Consider the following 17,986-nt stretch of genomic DNA (forward strand, 5'->3'; position numbering starts at 1 on the left):
TTCGTTCGTGGTTCACCGACCGTGCGGTCGGACCGGTTCGATCACCCCTTCACCGCTCCTGTCAGCACCCCCTTGGCGAAGTGCCGCTGCAGGAACGGGTAGACGCACAGGATGGGGACCACCGAGATGACCAGGATCGCCATCTGGATGGAGGTCTGGGGCGGTAGCGCCTCGGTCGTGAAGCCGAGGTCCTGGGCCCCCATCGGCACTCCGTTGATCACGTACGTGCGCAGCACCAACTGCAGTGGCCACTTGGTGGCGTCGCCGATGTACAGCATGGCGCTGAAGAACGCGTTCCAGTACCCGACGCCGTAGAACAGGCCGATCACCGCCAGCACCGCCTTCGACAGGGGTAGACCGATGTGCCAGAACAACTGCCACTCCGACGCCCCGTCGATCATGGCCGAGTCGATCACCTCGGACGGGATGTTGATGAAGAACGCCCGGACGACGATCACGTTGAACGCGCTGACGCTCACCGGGACGATCACCGACCACAGGGTCTCCAGCAGCCCGAACTGCTGCACCACCAGGTAGGTGGGGATCATGCCCGGGTTGAACAGCAGGCTGATCAGGACCGTCAGCAGCAGGAACCGGTTGCCGAGTGTGCCGCGGCGGCTCAAGGCCCACCCGAGCAGGCAGGTCAGCGACAGCGCCATCGCGGTGCCGACGATGGTGATGAAGCCGGAGACGAACAGCGCCTGGGTGACCACCCCGCCGGTGAAGATCGTCCGGTACGCGTTCAGGTCGAGGCCCTGGGTGGGGATCAACACGAAACCGCCGGAGGCGACCACCTCCTCGGGGGTGGCCAGGCTGGTCGAGACGATCCCCACGAACGGCAGGATCACCAGGGCACAGATCACGGTCAGGAAGATCCCCTTGAGGATGCGCTCGACGATGCCCGGGTACGGGATGCCGTCGATCATCGCCGGCCGGCCGGGCTTGCGGCCACCGGGCGCGGTGGAATGCTGCGGGCCACGGGCGCCGTCGGACGGTCCGCCGGTGGCCGGGTCCGACGCGTCGGGAGGCCCGGCCGGCAACAACGTCCGGGCCGCCTTGGTCTCGATCTCGCTCATGCGCGGTACACCCCTTCCTCTCCGAAGCGGTGGGCGACCTTGTTGGCCGTCAGCACCAGGATCAGGCCGATCACCCCTTTGACCAGACCCACCGCGGTCGCGACCCCCCAGTTCCCGCCGAGGATGCCGTGGTTGTAGACGTAGGTGTCGAGCACCTCCGAGACCCCCGTCCCGACCGCCTGCTGCTGCAGGATGATCTGCTCGAACCCGACACTGAGCGAGTCGCCCAGCTTCAGGATCAGCAACAGCACGATGATCGGGCGCATCCCCGGCAACGTCACGTGCCAGGTCTGGCTCCACCGGCCGGCCCCGTCGACGGCCGACGCCTCGTACAGTGAGCGGTCGATCTGAGACAGCACCGCGAGGAACAAGATGGTGGCCCAGCCGGTGTCCTTCCACATCACCTGCGAGGTGAGCAGCACCCGGAACAGGTCGGCGTTGCCGATCAGGTGGAAGGTCTCCAGGCCGTTGGCCCGGAGCATGCTGTTGATCATGCCGGAGCCGCCGAGCACCTGCTGGAAGACCGCGACGACGATCACCCAGGACATGAAGTGGGGCAGGTAGATCACCGACTGCACGAACTGTCGGAGCTTGTTCGACAGCAGGCTGTGCAGCACCAGGGCGACCACGATCGGTGCCGGGAACACGATCACGGTCTGGATGAAGGTGAGGATCAGCGTGTTCTTGACCGCGTTGAGGAAGGCCGGGTCACCGTTGATGATCACCGAGAAGTTCTGGAACCCGACCCACAGGCTCTGGTCCATCCCGAGGTAGGGCTGGAAGTCCTGGAAGGCGATCACGTTGCCGTACAGCGGGTAGTACTGGAAGGCGAGGACGATCAGCATCCCCGGCAGTGCCAGCAGCAGCACCGGGTAGTCACGTCGCAGCCTGCCGAACACCCCCAGCCGTTTCGATCCGGCCACCTGGGTCGACTCGTCGACCTTGACGCCACCCACCCTCATCGGGCGACACCAGCAGGCCCGCTGCTGTCGGTTGCCACGGCAACCCCCTTTGAAATCGACACCACTGTCTGTCGGGACGGCCCATCGCAGAAATCCTGTACAACGATGTAGAAATCCCTTGCCTTCGCACTGTACACGCTGCAGGATGCTGGGTACAGGCTTTCCCCGGATTGGTGCCGGACCGGAATCACGTAGGCCCGGGCCACACCGTCCGTGGCGAAGGTGCAGCCCCGGCGTCTGCGAAGGAGCAGCCCAATGAGCTCGATCCCGCCCCCCGTCCGTCCATGGCGTGCCGCCCGCGGTGCACGCCCACCACTGCCCGGGACGTACCGGGCCCAACGGCATCTGCCAGCACTGATCGCCCTGCTGTGTTGCCTGACCCTGGTGCTGGCCACCCCGACCGGGCCGGCCCACGCCGACCCCGACGACCCACCCGGCACGTACCGCAACCACGTGATGGACAACCTTGCCGACGCGTTCTCCGATCCGGCCATCATCCGCGCCAAGGACGGCTACTGGTACGCGTACGCCACCCAGACCGTGATGCGCAAGGACAACCAGGGCGGTCCGTGGGAGAGCCAGTACTTCATGCCGATCACCCGGTCGAGCGACCTGGTGAACTGGGAGTACGTGGGCGAGGTCTTCGGCCCCGACAACCACCCCAGTTGGCGGCAGTTCGAGGGCACCTACTACTGGGCGCCGGAGGTCCGCTACATCAACGGCCTCTACCACCTGTACTACTCCGCGGCCGGCAACGGCGACAATGCCATCGGGTTGGCCACCGCGCCCACTCCGGCCGGTCCGTGGACCGACGTCGGCGCCCCGGTGGTGAACCGCAACGACGCCGTCACCGAGATCGATCCGGCCGTGTTCGTCGACACCGACGGCCAGAAGTACCTGTACTACGGTTCGTTCCGCAACGGCGGCATCGTGGCGGTCCGGTTGTCCGCCGATGGTCGTACGGCAGAAGGCCCGGCCACCCGGGTGGTCGCGCCGAGTCGCGGCGAGGCCCCGTACATCGTGAAGCGGGACGGCTTCTACTACCTGTTCTACTCCGGCCTGGGCTGCTGTGAACGTGAGAAGGGTGCGTACCCGGTGTTCGTCGGCCGGTCCACCTCCCCGATGGGGCCGTTCGTCGACGCCGAGGGGGTCGGGCTGAACGACCTGCACCCCGGCGGCACCATCGTCAACTCACCGAACGGCAACAAGTGGGTGGCGACCGGGCACAGCGCCAACGTGGTCGACAAGTCCGGCCAGGACTGGATCCTGGTCAACGGTTTCGACCGGACCACCCCGGAGTGGGGTGGCCGACCGACCCTGATGGACCGGCTCGACTGGATCGACGGCTGGCCGACGGTCCGGGCCGGCGCGTGGTCGTCGGAGGAACGGGAGACCGCACCGGTCGGCGCGTGGTCGGTCGGCACCGGGTTCGAGGACGGCCTCGGCGCCTTCCACCGGGCGGGAGCGGGTCAGTGGATGACCTCGCGTGACCAGGCGGCCGGTCGCTACGTCCGCAGTGCCGGCCGCGCCCCGGAACCGCTCTTCCTGGTCACCGACACCGTGGTTGCCGACGACGTCCGCGTCGAGGCCGACCTGCGACTGCGCGGTGAGGAGGGCCGTACCGGGCTGGTGATCGGCTGGACCGACGCCGCCAACCACGTGGTCGCGTGGCTGGACCGTACCGACGGTCTGGTCGTCGAGGTCACCGAGAACGGGACGGTCACCCAGCGCAAGGCGGCACCGGTCCATGCCGACGCCGACCTGACGACCTGGCATGCGGTGACCGCCCAGGTCCGCGACGGACAGGCCCTGGTGGAGCTCAGCCAGGCCATGCTCGGCACCCCGTTGGCCACGGTCGAGCTCGAGGTCCCGACGCTGCGGACCGCGGGCGGTGTCGCCGCCACGCACGGGGCGGGCGAGGCCGACAACGTCGGTGTCACCGAGTTGTACACCCCGGTGACCGAGAAGCAGCCCGACCCCGAGGTGGGACCGCTGCTGCCGGCGTACAGCGAGGAGTTCGACGACGACGAGCTGACCGGCTGGGAGTGGTTCGGCCCGGCCGACGGCGAGGTCGTCGACGGCACGTACGTGTGGCCGACGCAGAACGCCGCGTTCAACGGCAACCCCACGATGGCCTCGGCACTGCTGCGTGACGCACCCGAGGGCACCTACACGGTCGAGGCGAAGCTGCACCTGCCGATCACCGACGCCGCCGTCGCGCGGGCGCAGGCCGGGATCATCGCGTTCCGCAGCCCGGCGGACTCGATCCACCTGGCGCCCAGCCGGGTCGGTCTGTCCCGACAGGTGCTGTTGTGGATCGGCCGGGACAACGACGCGTGGCCCGAGATGCAGATGGGGCCGTCGGCCGACACGATGTGGCTGCGGCTGCGGCACACGGTCAACCCCGACAACGGTGAACACCAGTACCAGGTGGCCACCAGCCGGGACGGCGAGAACTACATCTGGGGCGGGATCTGGACCATGCCGGCCGGGGAGAACCCGCGGATCGGCATGGTGTCACTCGGCGGTGAGGGCCTGACCGCCACCTTCCACCACGTGCGGTTCTACGGCGCCTGACCCGGGACGGATTCCGCAGACCGACCGGTCGGTGGGTGCGGACGGCGGGCGCCACGCCTGCCGCTCGCATCGCCACCCCGGTCGACCGGTCGGTCTGCGGAAACGGGAACGAGCAGCCCGTAAGCGAGGTCGTTGGCAACCAGCCCTGGCCTTGTCGAACGGACGCCTGAGCGTTCTCGAGGGTGTCCCGTACGCCGAGAGGGCAGTCGGAGAGGTCCCCCGCGCCGAGAGGGCAGTCGGAGAGGCCCCCACCCGCCGAGAGGGCAGTCGGAGAGGCCCCCACCCGCCGAGAGGGCAGTCGGAGAGGGCCCCACGCACCGAGCGGGCAGGCGGAGAGGCGAATCGACGCTGGAGACCACGCCTACTGCCCACTCGCTGCAGGACAACGCCCATGAACCGCGGCCCCGAGACCCGGGCGCGTACGAACCGGCGCAACAGCGACGTCACCGGCCAACCGGCACCACGAGCGACGTCACCGACCCAGCCGGCGCCGGAGCTTCTGGGGAGCGCAGCAGAGGTAGCTCTCGGTCACCAGCTCGGCCACCTCGTCCCAGTCGGTGTTCGCGTCGAGCACCATCCCGACGACGGTGGGTGACCAAGGCGGCTGGTAGAACGGCGGCCCGGCGTGCGACAGGGCCAGCAGCTCGTCGCCGGACGACCGGAAGGTCAGCACGGTGGTCGGCTCGGTCACCCCGGTCATGTCGCGGTACGCCGAGGTGTAACCCTGCTGCGCGACCAGGACGTGACCGAAGGTCTTCTGCCGGACGCGCCACCGGACGCCGGTCCAGGCATCCTCCTCGTACGCGTCGGGCAGTGCCAACGCGACGACCGCCACCCGGCTGACCACGTCGCCGGAGGGCTCGATGCGCGGTGGCCGGGACACCCCTCGAGTCTGTCAGAACCGAGGGCGGCCGGGCGCGGCCCGACGACTCAACGGTGGTCGACGGGCGCTCCCGCCGGGACCACGGGCTCCCGTACGCACGAGGCGCTGAAGTCGTCCAGCAGCCGGCGGGCGTGGAACGGCACCCAGGTGTGCAGCAGTCCGGCCGTGTACCGCTCGCGCTCCTTCGGGTCGATGGTGAGGTTGACCACGTCGGGGTAGCCAAGGGTCTCGGGGGCGTCGCGGAAGTGTTGTTGGCGCCGGTACACGACCTTGAAGTCGTGCCACTTCACCGCGTGCACCTGGTCGCGTACCCAGACGATGCAGCCTTCGCGGGCCGACTCGCGTGTGGTGCCGCTGAGGAAGTCACGCTGGTCCAGCCCGTCGATCTCGCGGTCCTCGGGCACCGGCACGCCGGCCCAGCCGAGCAGTGTGGTGAACAGGTCGACCTGGTGCACCAGCTGGTTGGACACCTGGCCGGCCGCCACCACGCCCGGCCAGCGCACCAGGCACGGCGTGCGGAGGCCGCCCTCGCTGGAGGAGAAGTACGACCCGTCGAAGACGCCCGACGAACCTCGCCACGGTTGGTTGTCCTCGGCCCCGTTGTCCCCGGCGAAGATCACGATCGTGTCGTCGCCGATGCCCAGGTCGTCGATCGTGTCGAGCAGCACGCCGACGTCGGCGTCGAGCTCGGCGAGGCAGTCCGCCCAGTCCCCCTGCCCGGTGCTGCCCGCGAACTCGGGGCGCGGGATCGTCGGCATGTGCAGCATCGAGTGGTTGAAGTACAGGAAGAACGGCTGCTCCTCACGTACGGAGTCAGCCATGAACGCCGTGGCACGGTCGAGGTAATCGGCGTCGACGTCGCGGCGTCGCTCCAAGGTCAGGCGTTCGTCGGTCAGTTCGCGGACCCCGTCGGCGATCGTGCCCTCGACCATGAAGGACTCCGGGTCACGGCCGGGCCGGTACCACGGGTCCTCGGGCCAGAGGCACTCGGTGTAGGTGCGCGCCGGACCGTAGAAGGTCTCGAAGCCGTGGTCGGTGGGCCACCGGCCGTGCTCGGCACCCAGGTGCCACTTGCCGAGGCACGTGGTCGCATACCCTGCGTCGTGGAGCTGCTCGCCGAGGGTGCGTTCCCAGCCGATCAGCCCGCCGGTCCCCCCGGCTTCCGGGATCGCGTAGGTGCCGGACCGGATGGCGTGGCGACCGGTGAGCAGTGCCGAGCGGGACGGGGAGCACTGGGGCTCCGCGATGTAGTGCCACAGCTGGTGCCCCTCGCGGGCGAGGGCGTCGATCCGCGGTGTCGGCGCCCCGCGGACGATGCCGCCGCCGTAGCAGCCGAGCTCGCCCATCCCGAGGTTGTCGACGTGGATGATCACGATGTTGGCTGCCACATTCCACAGAATACCGACGGGCCGCTCGGGTCGCCGCGCCGGCTGAGGTGCCGCGGATTCCGCAGAGCGACCGGTCGGCGGAGTGGGGACGGCGCGCCCACGCCTGAGCGCCGCGCCCCACTCCCGTCGACCGGTCGCTTTGCGGAATCAGGCGCGACCCGGCACGCCGGACACCCTCCGAGCATGTGTTCGGGAACGAGAAAGGGGCGGCTCCCGTTCGGGAACCGCCCCTGTCTCAGGGTGCTTCGGTGGGACTCAGGCGTCAGCCTTGTCCGCGTCGTCGTCGCCGTCCTTGTCGGCGACCGCGTTCACGAACCCGGCGGCCTCGGCGGCCTCCGCGCTGGTGAACCAGACCTCGGCGATCGTGCGGCCGTACCACGGCGACTCAGGGGTGTGGAACTTCATCGAGTCCTCGTTGCCCTTGACGTCGAAGCCCGCGGGGGGCTCCTCGCCACGGTACGAGTCGTCGCCGTAGTCCTTGGCGTCGAGCTCGGCCTCGGCCGCGGCGGCCGGATCGGCCTCGGCACGGACCGCGTCGGCGGCCAATTCCTCGTCGACCTCGGCGGCCGGCTCCACGTCGCTGGTGTCGCTGACGTCGGTGGTCGCCGGTGCGCTGTCCGACTTCGCCCGCGAGGTCACCGGCTCGTCGATCAGCTCGATGATCGCCATCGGCGCGTTGTCGCCCTTGCGCGGGCCGACCTTGGTGATCCGCAGGTAGCCGCCGTCACGTCCCTCCATCAGCTGCGCGATGTCGGTGAACAGGTGGTGCACCACCCCGGTGTCACGGATGGTGGACATCACCTGGCGACGGGAGTGCAGGTCACCCCGCTTGGCCTTGGTGATCAGCCGCTCGGCCAGCGGACGCAGCCGCTTGGCCTTGGCCTCGGTCGTGGTGATGCGGCCGTGCTCGAACAACTGGCTGGCGAGGTTGGCCAGGATCATCCGCTCGTGGGCGGGGCTACCGCCCAAGCGGGCGCCCTTGGTGGGAGTAGGCATGTTCGTGATCTCTCAGTCGGTGGGTGGCCGGTCAGTACTGTTCGGTTTCGGCGAAGTCGACGTCGTCGTCATCGTCGTAGTTCGGCACGCTCAGCGGATCGAAGCCGGGCGCGCTGTCCTTCAACGACAGGCCCATCTCGTGCAGCTTGAGCTTGACCTCGTCGATCGACTTGGAGCCGAAGTTGCGGATGTCGAGCAGGTCCTGCTCCGAACGCGACACCAGTTCGCTGACGGTGTGGATGCCCTCACGCTTGAGGCAGTTGTACGACCGAACCGTCAGGTTCAGGTCCTCCACCGGCAGCGCCAGGTCGGCGGCGAGCTGCTCGTCGACCGGCGACGGGCCGATCTCGATGCCCTCGGCCTCGACGTTGAGCTCACGGGCCAGCCCGAACAGCTCGACGAGGGTACGGCCCGCGCTCGCGATCGCGTCACGCGGCCGGATCGACGGCTTGGTCTCGACGTCGATGATCAACTTGTCGAAGTCGGTGCGCTGCTCGACACGCGTCGCCTCGACCTTGTAGCTCACCTTCAGCACCGGCGAGTAGATCGAGTCGACCGGGATCCGGCCGATCTCGGCGTCGAACGACTTGTTCTGCTGCGCCGACACGTAGCCACGGCCACGCTCGACGACGAGTTCCATCTCGAGGCGCCCCGACTCGTTCAGGGTCGCGATGTGCATCTCCGGGTTGTGGATCTCCACCCCGGCCGGGGGCGCGATGTCGGCCGCGGTCACCGCACCCGCACCGGCCTTGCGCAGGTACATCGTCACCGGCTCGTCCTCCTCCGAGGACAGCACCAGACCCTTCAGGTTCAAGATGATCTCGGTGACGTCCTCGACCACACCCTCGATCGTCGAGAACTCGTGGTTGTTCCCGTCGATCTTGATGCTGGTGACCGAGGCACCCGGGATCGAGCTCAGCAAGGTGCGACGCAGCGAGTTCCCCAACGTGTAACCGAAGCCCGGCTCCAGCGGCTCGATGACGAACCGCGACCGGTAGTCGTCGACGACCTCTTCGCTCAACGACGGACGCTGTGCAATCAGCATGTGATTCTTCCTCTCCGCACCGACCACTATTTGACGATGCGATTCCAGATGCCCACCAGGCGGGATTGCCCGCAGGCTGTGAAGTTGTACGGCTGTCCAGTTGTACGCCCCGGGCCCAGCTCGACCTGCTTTCACCAACCAAGCCGCTGATCGGGTGAGCGCCAGACCCGCACCCGACCGCCAAGGCTTGCCTCGGAGGGCACACCGGCCGGGTGGGTCGGGCGTCGGCCTGGCGGTACGGAGCTTGCGACGGCCCGCCAGGGCTGGGCGGGACGGTGTGCCCTTCGGGGCAAGCCGACCCGCGCTGCCCAGAGGCCACACGCGAAACCGACCAAGCAACTCCCACGCCGCTCGACCCGGACTCAACTCACTTGGAGTAGAGCTCCACGATCAACTGCTCCTGCACGTCGATCACGATCTGCTCGCGGACCGGCAGCTGGTGCACCAGGATGCGCATCTTGTCCGGCACCGCCTGCAACCACGCCGGCACGTCCCGCTCACCGTGGGTCTCACGGGCGACGACCAGCGGGTGCAGGTTCATCGACTTCTCGCGGACGTCGATGATGTCGTGCTGGGAGACGCGGTACGACGGGATGTCGACCTTCTTGCCGTTCACCAGGAAGTGGCCGTGGACCACGAGCTGACGCGCCTGACGGCGGGTGTTGGCGAAGCCGGCACGGTAGATCACGTTGTCCAGTCGGGACTCCAGGATCTGCAGCAGGTGGTCACCGGTCTTGCCGGCGACACGGTTGGCCTCGTCGTAGTAGCGGGCGAACTGCTTCTCCAGGACGCCGTACGCGAAACGCGCCTTCTGCTTCTCGCGGAGCTGCAGGGCGTACTCGGTGTCCTTGGAGCGGCCGCGGCCGTGCTGGCCGGGCGGGTAGGGGCGGCGCTCGAACGCCTTGTCGCCACCGACCAGGTCAACCCCCAGTCGACGCGACTTCTTGGTCATGGGACCGGTGTAGCGTGCCATGTTTGATCAGTCCTTGTTCTAAACGTCGGGGCTCAGACGCGGCGGCGCTTGGGCGGCCGGCATCCGTTGTGGGGAACGGGGGTCACGTCGCTGATCGGGCCGATCTCCAGCCCGACCGCGCCGAGGGAACGGATCGCGGTCTCACGTCCGGAGCCGGGGCCCTTGACGAAGACGTCGACCCGCTTCATCCCGTGGTCCATCGCCCGACGGCCCGCCACCTCGGCGGCCATCTGCGCGGCGTACGGGGTCGACTTGCGGGAACCCTTGAACCCGACGGTGCCCGCCGAGGCCCATGCGATGACGCCACCGCTGGGGTCGGTGATCGTGATGATCGTGTTGTTGAACGTGGACTTGATGTGCGCCTGACCGGCGATCACGTTCTTCTTTTCCTTGCGCCGCACCTTCTTGGTGGCGCTACGTCCTGCTGTTGCCATGGTTCACGAACTCCTGGGGTCTCGACTCGTCACTTCTTCTTGCCGGCGACCGGCTTGCGCTTGCCCTTGCGAGTCCGCGCGTTGGTCTGGGTGCGCTGGCCACGCACGGGGAGCCCGCTGCGGTGGCGGCGGCCCTGGTAGGTGCCGATCTCGACCTTGCGGCGGATGTCGGCAGCGACCTCACGACGAAGGTCGCCCTCGGTCTGGTAGTTGGCCTCGATGTGATCACGCAGCGCGACCAGGTGGTCGTCGGTGAGTTCGTGGACCCGCAGATCCCCGCTGATCTGGGTCTTCTCCAGGGTTTCGAGGGCGCGCGTACGGCCGACCCCGAAGATGTAGGTGAGTGCCACCTCGAGGCGCTTGTCGCGCGGGAGGTCGACACCGATGAGACGTGCCATGGTGAACCTTTCGGCTGTCGTCGGTCTGGGGCGTGCAGCGTCCCGGCCTGGCGAGCCGGGCCCCGGCCGACGGTCCGGGGGTGGAACCGGGAGCTGGTCCCGGCGTGCTGTCACACTGTGCGCCCGGGACGGTGTCCCGGGGTGGTGGTGCGTATGGAGTTGTGGTGCGATGCAGTTGTCGTGCCCGTGTGCTCGGTCAGCCCTGGCGCTGCTTGTGGCGCGGGTTGGGGCAGATCACCATCACGCGACCGTGACGACGAATGACCTTGCAGTTGTCGCACATCTTCTTGACGCTCGGCTGAACCTTCATCGAGGGTCTTTCTGGCTCGCGCACGAAGGTCCGCCCCAGCGGGTGGAACTCGTACTCAGTGGGTGGTGATCGAGTGGGACCCGACCGACCGGCTGGCGTGTCGAGGACAACTCGACCGGGTCATCGGTGCCGGAAGACGATCCGTCCGCGGGTGAGGTCGTACGGCGAAAGCTCGACCACGACACGATCGGTGGGCAGGATGCGGATGTAGTGCTGACGCATCTTGCCGCTGATCGTGGCGAGCACCTTGTGACCGTTCGTCAGCTCAACACGGAACATCGCATTGGGCAGCGCCTCGACCACGGTGCCCTCCATCTCGAGGGCCCCCTCTTTCTTCGCCATGAACTCGCAATCTCCGAGGAATGTGGACATGCGTCACCCGGCACGGGTGACCGACAGGTCATGTTACGCCACCGGAAGCGCCGGACTCAAATCGCCGGCCTCGGGGCGGTCCGGCCGGTCCTCTCAGACCTCGTCCACCTCGGCGAATCCGACCTGCTCGGGCGCCTGGTCGGCGACCACACCGAGTTCGGCCAGCGCCAGCCCGAGCTCGCGCCCGTCGTGCCCGCCGACCACCCGGGAGCCCGCCGCGTGCCGGAACTCCGACTCCAGGGCGCCGTGGGCCAGGACGTGCTGACCGGGCGTGAGCTGCCGCAGGGCGATCGCGTGGACGTGGCCGGGGAACTCCCGGGCCAGGTCGGCGTAGATCGCCGGGTCGTGCTGTCCGTCGTCGCCGATCAGCAACCACTTGATGTTGGGGTACGCCTGGATCAGGTCGCGCAGGTTGGCGCGCTTGTGCGCCTGGCCCGACCGGAAGAAGCCGCTGTTGGTGGGGCCCCAGTCGGTCAGCAGCAGCGGCCCGGGCGGGAACCGGTGGGCGGCCAGGAAGCGCCGCAGGGTCGGCGCCACGTTCCAGGCGCCGGTGGACAGGTACACCACCGGGGCACCCGGATGCGCCCGGATCAGGTCCTGGTAGAGCACCGGCATCCCCGGCACCACCCGGCGGGCCGACTCGTGCAGCACGAAGGCGTTCCAGGCCGCCAGCATCGGCCGCGGCAGGGCGGTCACCATCACCGTGTCGTCGATGTCGGAGATGATCCCGAAGGTGGTCCCCTCGGCGACGCAGTACACCTCGGAGCGCACCACCTCGCCACTGCAACAGGTGATGGTGGCGATGTTCCAGCCGGGCTCGAGGTCGGCGTCGACGACCTGGTCGATGATGCCGGCCCGGTCCGAGACGAGGTGGTGGGTGTGGCCGCCGACCTCGACGGTCACCTCGGAGTGCGGGGCGATCACGATCGTGAAGTTGCGCCAGCCGCGGACCAGCCGCAGGTGCTCGTACGCCGGCACGTCGTCGGGGTTGCGGACGGGGGCGTCGGTGTAGACGGTCCGCGCCAGGATGCGCACCTTGGTCTCGGTGCCGTAGCTCGCGTACGGCTCCACCTTGACCCGGTGCCCGAGCCGGACCATCAGGCGGCCGATCCGGCGGTTGACCGCGTCCTCCAGCCGGGCGGCCCAGAACGGCCGGGTCGACACGCCCCCACGGGAACGCCGTCCCAGACGTCGTCGGGCAGCAGGTTGGTCGTCGCTCACGGAGGTCAGTCTGTCATCCTCCGATGTCGGGGCTCGGCGACCCCGACGTCACAGCACGACCAGCAGCACCAGGACGATGACGACCAGCAGCGCGACCGCGACCGTGCCCACCGCGTACGCGGCGACCCGGCTCCCACGCCGGTCGGTGCTCGCCAGTTCGCCCGGACGGCCCAGTTGGGCGACGATCTCGGGGGTCGGATAGGTCGGCAGCGGTGGCAGTCCGGAGACCACCGGCACCAGTTCGCCGAGGCGCCGGGCCGCGTACAGGGTGTCGAGCCGGGACCGGTAGTCCAACTCGTCGAGCGTGCCGGTGGCGTACGCCTCGTTGAGCCGTTCCCCGATCGAGGCGCGTTCCTCGTCGGTGACCGGGGCGTCAGGGGTGCTGCGGTACGGCGACGAGATCGGCAGCTCGGGCCGGTTTTCGGCACCTCCGGGGCCGGACATCTCAGCGCACCTCGCTGGTCGGTGCCGCCCAGGTGTTGCAGACGCCCATCGAGGTCTGGCCCTCGCCACGTTCGTACCACAGCAGCTTGGACTCCCCCGAGCCGTGCGTCGGGCTGCCACTGTTGGCCCACCAGTCGCGGAACTCCAGGTCGTCGCTGCTGCTCCACTCGATCGTGGTCAGGTTGCGCATCAGGATGAGCGTCCAGCAGTTGTCCTGCAGTTCGATGCGTCGGCTGATCTGCTCCAGGCTCTCCAGCTCGAGCCGGCGCGGGGTGTTGAGGATCTCCAACGTGTACTGCACGTGGTGGGTGAACTCGTGGACCGCGGTGTGCAGTGCTCCCAGCCGCACGCCCCGGTTGACGTCGTTCTTCGGGACGTAGATCGCTTCGTTGCCCGAGCAGTAGAACGGCACGATGTCCGGGTCGGCCGGGTCGGCGTCACCACACGGGGTGTCGATGACCTCGTCGAAGAAGATCAGACCCGGCATCGTGAGGTCGTATCCCGCTGCCTGGACCGCCGGTTCGTAGTGGGCGTGGACGCACTCCAGGACGCCGGTGAACCAGCCCTCCATGCTGTCGTCGGTCGGCGACCGGGGCTGTTGCAGGGTGTCGCACTCCCATGTCCCGAGCTCCTGGGCGTAGAACGGGTTCGCCACCAGCACCGGCTGGTTCGCGTACGGCGAGCCGGACGAGGTCGACGCCGACGGGCTGCCGGAACTGCTCGTGGAGTTGGAGGGGCTCGGCGAGCGGGAGGGACTCGGGGTCGGTGAGGGGGTCGGGGTCGGGCTGGGTGAGGTCGACGTACTCGGGGTCGGTGACGGGGTCGGCGACGGCTCGAGCGCGCTGCGGATGGCGCCCACCCCGAACACGGTGCCCGCGATGATCAGCACCAAAGCCACCCCGACCACCACGACGACGACGGCGCCGCCGGGCCCACGTTGCTGCGGCGGCGGGCTCTGCCACGACTGCTGGTAGCCACTCTGTTGGTACGGGGCCTGGTAGCCACCCTGCTGGTACGGGGCCTGGTAGCCACCCTGTTGGTACGGGGCCTGGTAGCCACCCTGTTGGTACGGCGCCTGGTAGCCACCCTGCTGGTACGGGGCCTGGTAGCCACCCTGTTGGTACGGCGCCTGGTAGCCACCCTGCTGGTACGGGGCCTGGTAGCCACCCTGCTGGTACGGCGCCCGGTAGCCACCCTGCTGGTACGGCGCCTGGTAGCCACCCTGCTGGTACGGGGCCTGGCCCGGCTGGGAGGCCCCGGCGCCGTGGAACGCCTGCGAGGATTGCTGGCCACTCCACGACGGTGGTCGACCCCACGCCGGCTGCTGGGCCCGCCACGACGGCCCGGACTGGCCCTGGGGCCCCCACGGACCCGGCTGTCCGTGCTGCCCTGGCTCTCCCTGCTGCCCTGACTGGCCGGCGAACGAGTTCCCGGCTGCGGGCGGCTGCTGGCCCCACGGACTCTGCGGTGGCCGGTTCGGGGTTGCCTCACGGCTCCACGGGTCCGGCTGAGAGCCCGACTCGTGGGAACCCCAGGGTCCTTGGTTGCTCATCTCAGGCCACCTTGTCGAGGTCGGCGACCCAGGTGTTGCACAGCGACAACTGCCCCTTGCCGCGCATCCGCTCGTACCAGTACTGGTAGGACTCCGCCTTGCCGTGCCACTCGTTCTGGTCCTCGGAGAACCAGCGCTGGAACTCCTCGTCGTCCTGCGGTCCCCACGCCGGGTTCCGGAGTTGGGTGACCTGCCCGAAGGCGAAGCACTCGGCCTGCAGTTCGAGCCGCCGCGATGCCTGCGTCTTCTCCTCCACCTGTGCCGAGTAGTAGGCCTCCAGCACCCCGATCTGCTGTTGGACGTGGTGCATGAACTCGTGGACCATCAGGTGCAGGGCAGCCAACCGGACGTACTGGTCGTACCGGTCCACCACATCCGGATTCGCGTAGATCGTCTGGTTCGCGCCGCAGTAGAACGGCACCGTGTCGGTCTGGTTGCCGCAGGGCGTCTGGATCTCACCGCTGTGGGTGACCAGGACGGGCTTGGTCAGCGCCTGCCCGTGGCTTGCCCGGAAGGACGGCCCGATCCGATCCATCAGGCACGCCACCAGATCGTCGTAGTAGGTCCGGAACGCCGCACCGGTCGGGGCTGCCGGATCGGCCATCGCCGGGCACTCCCAAGCGCCGAGGTCGGTGGCGTAGAACGGGTTCTCGACGAGCAGGGGGAGGTTTCCGTACGTCCCGCCGGCGCTGGAGCCACCCGGTGAGGGAGAGGTGGACAGGGTCGGCGTCGGGGTCGGGGAGGGTGTCGGAGTCGGGGTCGGGGTCGGCGTGGGTGTCGGGCTGGGGCTCGGCGACGTCATCGCCGACGGGGTCGACACCGGCGGGGCCACGGTGCCGGTACCGTTCCCGCCGAGCAGCGCCACGGTCGACACGATCCCGATGATCGAGGCGACCACGACGGCCGCGGTCACTGCGATCAGCAGCGGCCACGGCTTGCGCCGCGGCGGTGGAGACCCCAGCGGCTGGTGGGCGGGCCTGCCGACACCCGGTCCGAACGGCGAACCGCCGACCGAGCCCGGTTGGCCACCGAAGGGCGACTGCCCGTACGCCTGTTGGGTTGTCCCCTGCCCACCGAACGGCGCCTGCCCGTACGCCTGCTGCCCGTACGCCTGCTGCTGTTGCCCGTACGGCTGCTGCTGTTGCCCGTACGGCTGCTGCTGTTGCCCGTACGCCTGCTGTTGTTGCCCGTACGGCTGTGGACCGGACTGCTGCGCGCCGAACGGGGACGGCTGATCCGCACCACTCCCCTGCCACGGCTGGCCGCCGTTGCCGAACGGATTGCCCGCCGGATTGGGCTGGCTGAACTGGTTGCCGAAGGCGGACTTGCGGGGCGCGGGGTTCGACCAGCTCACCGCTCAACCTCCTGCAACGGTCCCAGATCCTTCGGTTCGGATTCGACAAGTTCGGATTCCACAAGATGGTGGGTCCACCGCCGGGCGGGCCCCTCAGCATCGTACGTGGCGCTCGGTCCGCTGCCTCGCTCGATCGTCACAGCGCCGTGCGAATCCGGCCCGGTTTGCCCTGCGCCGTCGAATGCCGTAGGCAATGGCCATGGCCAGCCCCACATCCCGTCCGGCTGCACCTTCCGAGATCGCCGACCTGGCCCGGTCGGCGAGCCGCGTCGTCGTGCTCACCGGCGCCGGCATGTCCGCCGAGAGTGGACTGCCGACCTTCCGGGAGGCCCAACAGGGCCTGTGGGCGAAGTACGACCCGATGACCCTGGCCAGCCCGGAAGCCTTTCGGGCCGAGCCCGACCTGGTGTGGGCCTGGTACGCGTGGCGCCGCGAGATGATCCAGCTGGCACTCCCCAACGCCGGACATTTCGCCCTGGTCCGCTGGGCCGAGTTGACCTCGGTCGAGATCGTGACCCAGAACGTCGACGACCTGCACGAGCGCGCGGGCAGTGACGTCCTGGCACACCTGCACGGCAGCATCGGCGCGCTGCGCTGCTTCGACTGCGACAGGCCGTTCACCGACCGGATCGACTGGCCCTCCGGGCAGGTGGAACGACTGCCCCCGCCGCGGTGCCCCGAGTGCGACGGAGCGATCCGACCCGGCATCGTGTGGTTCGACGAGCCGCTCCCCAGTGACGACCTGTCCCGGGCCGAGGCCGCGTCACTGGCCGCCGACCTGATGCTCGTCGTCGGCACGTCGGGTCTGGTCTACCCGGCCGCCGGGCTACCGGTGACCGCCCGCTACTCCGGAGTGCCCGTGGTCGAGATCAACCCGGTCGAGACGTCGCTGTCGGAGCACCTGACCCACCGGTGGCGGGTCACCGCCGCCGAAGGCCTGTCCGCACTGGTCGACGCGGTTTCCAACGAATCGGTCACCGGCGCCGGATCCTGATCGGCCGACGAGGGCGACGGGAGTCGTCTCGACACGCTCGACGGGCGTCGGCAGTCGTTCTACGGTGACGAGGTGACACAGCGGTACGACCTCGACCTGCAGCCCGATCGGGCACACTTCCTCGCCCGGGCCGAGGACTGGTTGGCCGGCGACCCCGTACGCAACACGATCATCACCTCGATGGCGCACCGGACCGACTCGCGGCCGATGCCCGGCAACTGGTGGCTCAGCGTCCATGATCATCAGGGCCACGTCGTCGGCGCCGGGATGCGCACCGCCCCGGGCGGCCGCCGGCCGCCGTACCTGGCGGCCATGCCGGGCCCTGCGACCAGCCTGCTGACCGAGCTGTTGCTCGCGCGCGAGGAGCTGGTCACTGCGGTGAACGGTCACGACGCCACCACCCGGCTGTTCGCCGAGCACTACGCCGCGGCCACCGGGCAGGTCGTCTCCGAACACATGCTGACCCGACTGCACGAGATCCGGACGGTGCGGCCGCCCACCCGGCCGCCGGGCGAGCTGCGGCGGCCGACGACGGCCGAGGTCGACCTGGTGACCGACTGGCTGGCCGCCTTCACCGCCGAGGCCGATGCCCAGGGCGGCCGCTCCGAAGCCGACCGTGACCCGATCCTCCCCGCGCCGACGCGCACCGAGGTGGCCCGGCGGATCGACCTCGGCGAACTGTGGGTGTGGTCGGACGGATCGCGCCCGGTGCACCTCACCGGATTCCGACCGCCCAGTTACGGCGTCGCCCGGATCGGCCCGGTCTACACGCCACAGGAGTTCCGTGGGCACGGGTTTGCCGGCGCAGCGGTGGCCGAGTTGTCATCGCGGTTGCTGGGCGAGGGCAGCCGAGTCTGCCTGTTCACCGACCAGGCCAATCCGGTGTCGAACCAGCTGTACGCGAAGCTCGGGTACGAGGTGGTCACCGACACCGTCGGCCTCCACCTCGATCCGCGCAACTGAGCGGGATCTTGAGCCGTGCTTCGTAAGGACGGTCGCCACAGCGA

General features: G+C 69.0%; 18 protein-coding genes. 3 read left to right on the forward strand and 15 right to left on the reverse strand.

Going from position 1 to position 17,986, the window contains the following annotated elements; genetic code table 11:
* Positions 1 to 41 precede the first annotated feature (41 nt).
* On the reverse strand, positions 42 to 1,076 hold the full coding sequence (locus tag ACQBAU_RS14985) for a carbohydrate ABC transporter permease (RefSeq protein ID WP_434548244.1): 1,035 nt from the start codon (positions 1,074 to 1,076) through the stop codon (positions 42 to 44).
* Positions 1,073 to 2,038: an ABC transporter permease gene (locus ACQBAU_RS14990; RefSeq protein WP_434548243.1), complete on the reverse strand. Its 966-nt coding sequence runs from the start codon at positions 2,036 to 2,038 to the stop codon at positions 1,073 to 1,075. Before ACQBAU_RS14990 ends, ACQBAU_RS14985 begins: the two co-directional genes overlap by 4 nt.
* A 255-nt stretch (positions 2,039 to 2,293) precedes the next feature.
* Between ACQBAU_RS14990 and ACQBAU_RS14995 the strand changes: the two genes are divergently transcribed.
* A complete protein-coding gene (locus ACQBAU_RS14995) occupies positions 2,294 to 4,615 on the forward strand; it encodes a glycoside hydrolase family 43 protein (RefSeq protein ID WP_465256082.1) in 2,322 nt (773 codons plus the stop codon).
* A 472-nt stretch (positions 4,616 to 5,087) separates the two neighbouring features.
* Here the strand turns inward: ACQBAU_RS14995 and ACQBAU_RS15000 are convergent, their stop codons facing one another.
* From ACQBAU_RS15000 to ACQBAU_RS15060, 13 genes are all read right to left on the reverse strand, one after another.
* On the reverse strand, positions 5,088 to 5,498 hold the full coding sequence (locus ACQBAU_RS15000; protein WP_434548241.1) for an MmcQ/YjbR family DNA-binding protein: 411 nt from the start codon (positions 5,496 to 5,498) through the stop codon (positions 5,088 to 5,090).
* A 47-nt stretch (positions 5,499 to 5,545) separates the two neighbouring features.
* On the reverse strand, positions 5,546 to 6,886 hold the full coding sequence (locus ACQBAU_RS15005) for an arylsulfatase (RefSeq protein ID WP_465256083.1): 1,341 nt from the start codon (positions 6,884 to 6,886) through the stop codon (positions 5,546 to 5,548).
* Positions 6,887 to 7,141: 255 nt separating this feature from the next.
* On the reverse strand, positions 7,142 to 7,882 hold the full coding sequence (gene rplQ, locus ACQBAU_RS15010; RefSeq protein ID WP_434548239.1) for a 50S ribosomal protein L17, sunset domain variant: 741 nt from the start codon (positions 7,880 to 7,882) through the stop codon (positions 7,142 to 7,144).
* 31 nt (positions 7,883 to 7,913) lie between these two features.
* Positions 7,914 to 8,927 carry a DNA-directed RNA polymerase subunit alpha gene (locus ACQBAU_RS15015; RefSeq protein WP_434548238.1) on the reverse strand — a complete coding sequence of 338 codons (1,014 nt, stop codon included), beginning with the start codon at positions 8,925 to 8,927 and terminating at the stop codon, positions 7,914 to 7,916.
* A gap of 367 nt (positions 8,928 to 9,294) precedes the next feature.
* Positions 9,295 to 9,900, reverse strand: coding sequence for a 30S ribosomal protein S4 (gene rpsD / locus ACQBAU_RS15020; RefSeq protein WP_434548237.1), 606 nt, complete (start codon positions 9,898 to 9,900; stop codon positions 9,295 to 9,297).
* 32 nt (positions 9,901 to 9,932) lie between these two features.
* Complete coding sequence (gene rpsK, locus ACQBAU_RS15025) at positions 9,933 to 10,334, reverse strand: 30S ribosomal protein S11 (protein ID WP_434548236.1); 402 nt, start codon at positions 10,332 to 10,334, stop codon at positions 9,933 to 9,935.
* A gap of 29 nt (positions 10,335 to 10,363) precedes the next feature.
* Positions 10,364 to 10,732 (reverse strand): 30S ribosomal protein S13, encoded by a 369-nt coding sequence (gene rpsM / locus ACQBAU_RS15030; protein ID WP_434548235.1) that lies wholly within the window; start codon positions 10,730 to 10,732, stop codon positions 10,364 to 10,366.
* Positions 10,733 to 10,928: 196 nt separating this feature from the next.
* A complete protein-coding gene (gene rpmJ, locus ACQBAU_RS15035; protein WP_434548234.1) occupies positions 10,929 to 11,042 on the reverse strand; it encodes a 50S ribosomal protein L36 in 114 nt (37 codons plus the stop codon).
* 120 nt (positions 11,043 to 11,162) lie between these two features.
* Positions 11,163 to 11,384, reverse strand: a complete 222-nt coding sequence (infA, locus tag ACQBAU_RS15040) for a translation initiation factor IF-1 (RefSeq protein ID WP_434548233.1) — start codon at positions 11,382 to 11,384, stop codon at positions 11,163 to 11,165.
* 123 nt (positions 11,385 to 11,507) lie between these two features.
* Positions 11,508 to 12,578: an App1 family protein gene (locus ACQBAU_RS15045; protein ID WP_434548232.1), complete on the reverse strand. Its 1,071-nt coding sequence runs from the start codon at positions 12,576 to 12,578 to the stop codon at positions 11,508 to 11,510.
* Between the two features lie 105 nt (positions 12,579 to 12,683).
* Entirely contained in the window at positions 12,684 to 13,079 is a 396-nt protein-coding gene (locus ACQBAU_RS15050) for a DUF1707 SHOCT-like domain-containing protein (RefSeq protein WP_465256085.1), read from the reverse strand.
* A 1-nt stretch (position 13,080) separates the two neighbouring features.
* Complete coding sequence (locus ACQBAU_RS15055) at positions 13,081 to 14,631, reverse strand: neutral zinc metallopeptidase (protein ID WP_465256086.1); 1,551 nt, start codon at positions 14,629 to 14,631, stop codon at positions 13,081 to 13,083.
* 1 nt (position 14,632) lies between these two features.
* Positions 14,633 to 15,985, reverse strand: coding sequence for a neutral zinc metallopeptidase (locus ACQBAU_RS15060; RefSeq protein ID WP_465256087.1), 1,353 nt, complete (start codon positions 15,983 to 15,985; stop codon positions 14,633 to 14,635).
* Between the two features lie 199 nt (positions 15,986 to 16,184).
* Here ACQBAU_RS15060 and ACQBAU_RS15065 point away from each other — a divergent pair, with 199 nt between their 5' ends.
* Both ACQBAU_RS15065 and ACQBAU_RS15070 read left to right on the forward strand, forming a co-directional pair.
* A complete protein-coding gene (locus ACQBAU_RS15065; protein ID WP_465256088.1) occupies positions 16,185 to 16,979 on the forward strand; it encodes an SIR2 family NAD-dependent protein deacylase in 795 nt (264 codons plus the stop codon).
* Between the two features lie 72 nt (positions 16,980 to 17,051).
* On the forward strand, positions 17,052 to 17,942 hold the full coding sequence (locus ACQBAU_RS15070; protein WP_465256089.1) for a GNAT family N-acetyltransferase: 891 nt from the start codon (positions 17,052 to 17,054) through the stop codon (positions 17,940 to 17,942).
* The last annotated feature ends 44 nt before the right edge of the window (positions 17,943 to 17,986 follow it).

Source organism: Carbonicoccus niuqiaonis, assembly GCF_050157065.1.
Classification (GTDB): Bacteria; Actinomycetota; Actinomycetes; order Propionibacteriales; family Propionibacteriaceae; genus Avipropionibacterium.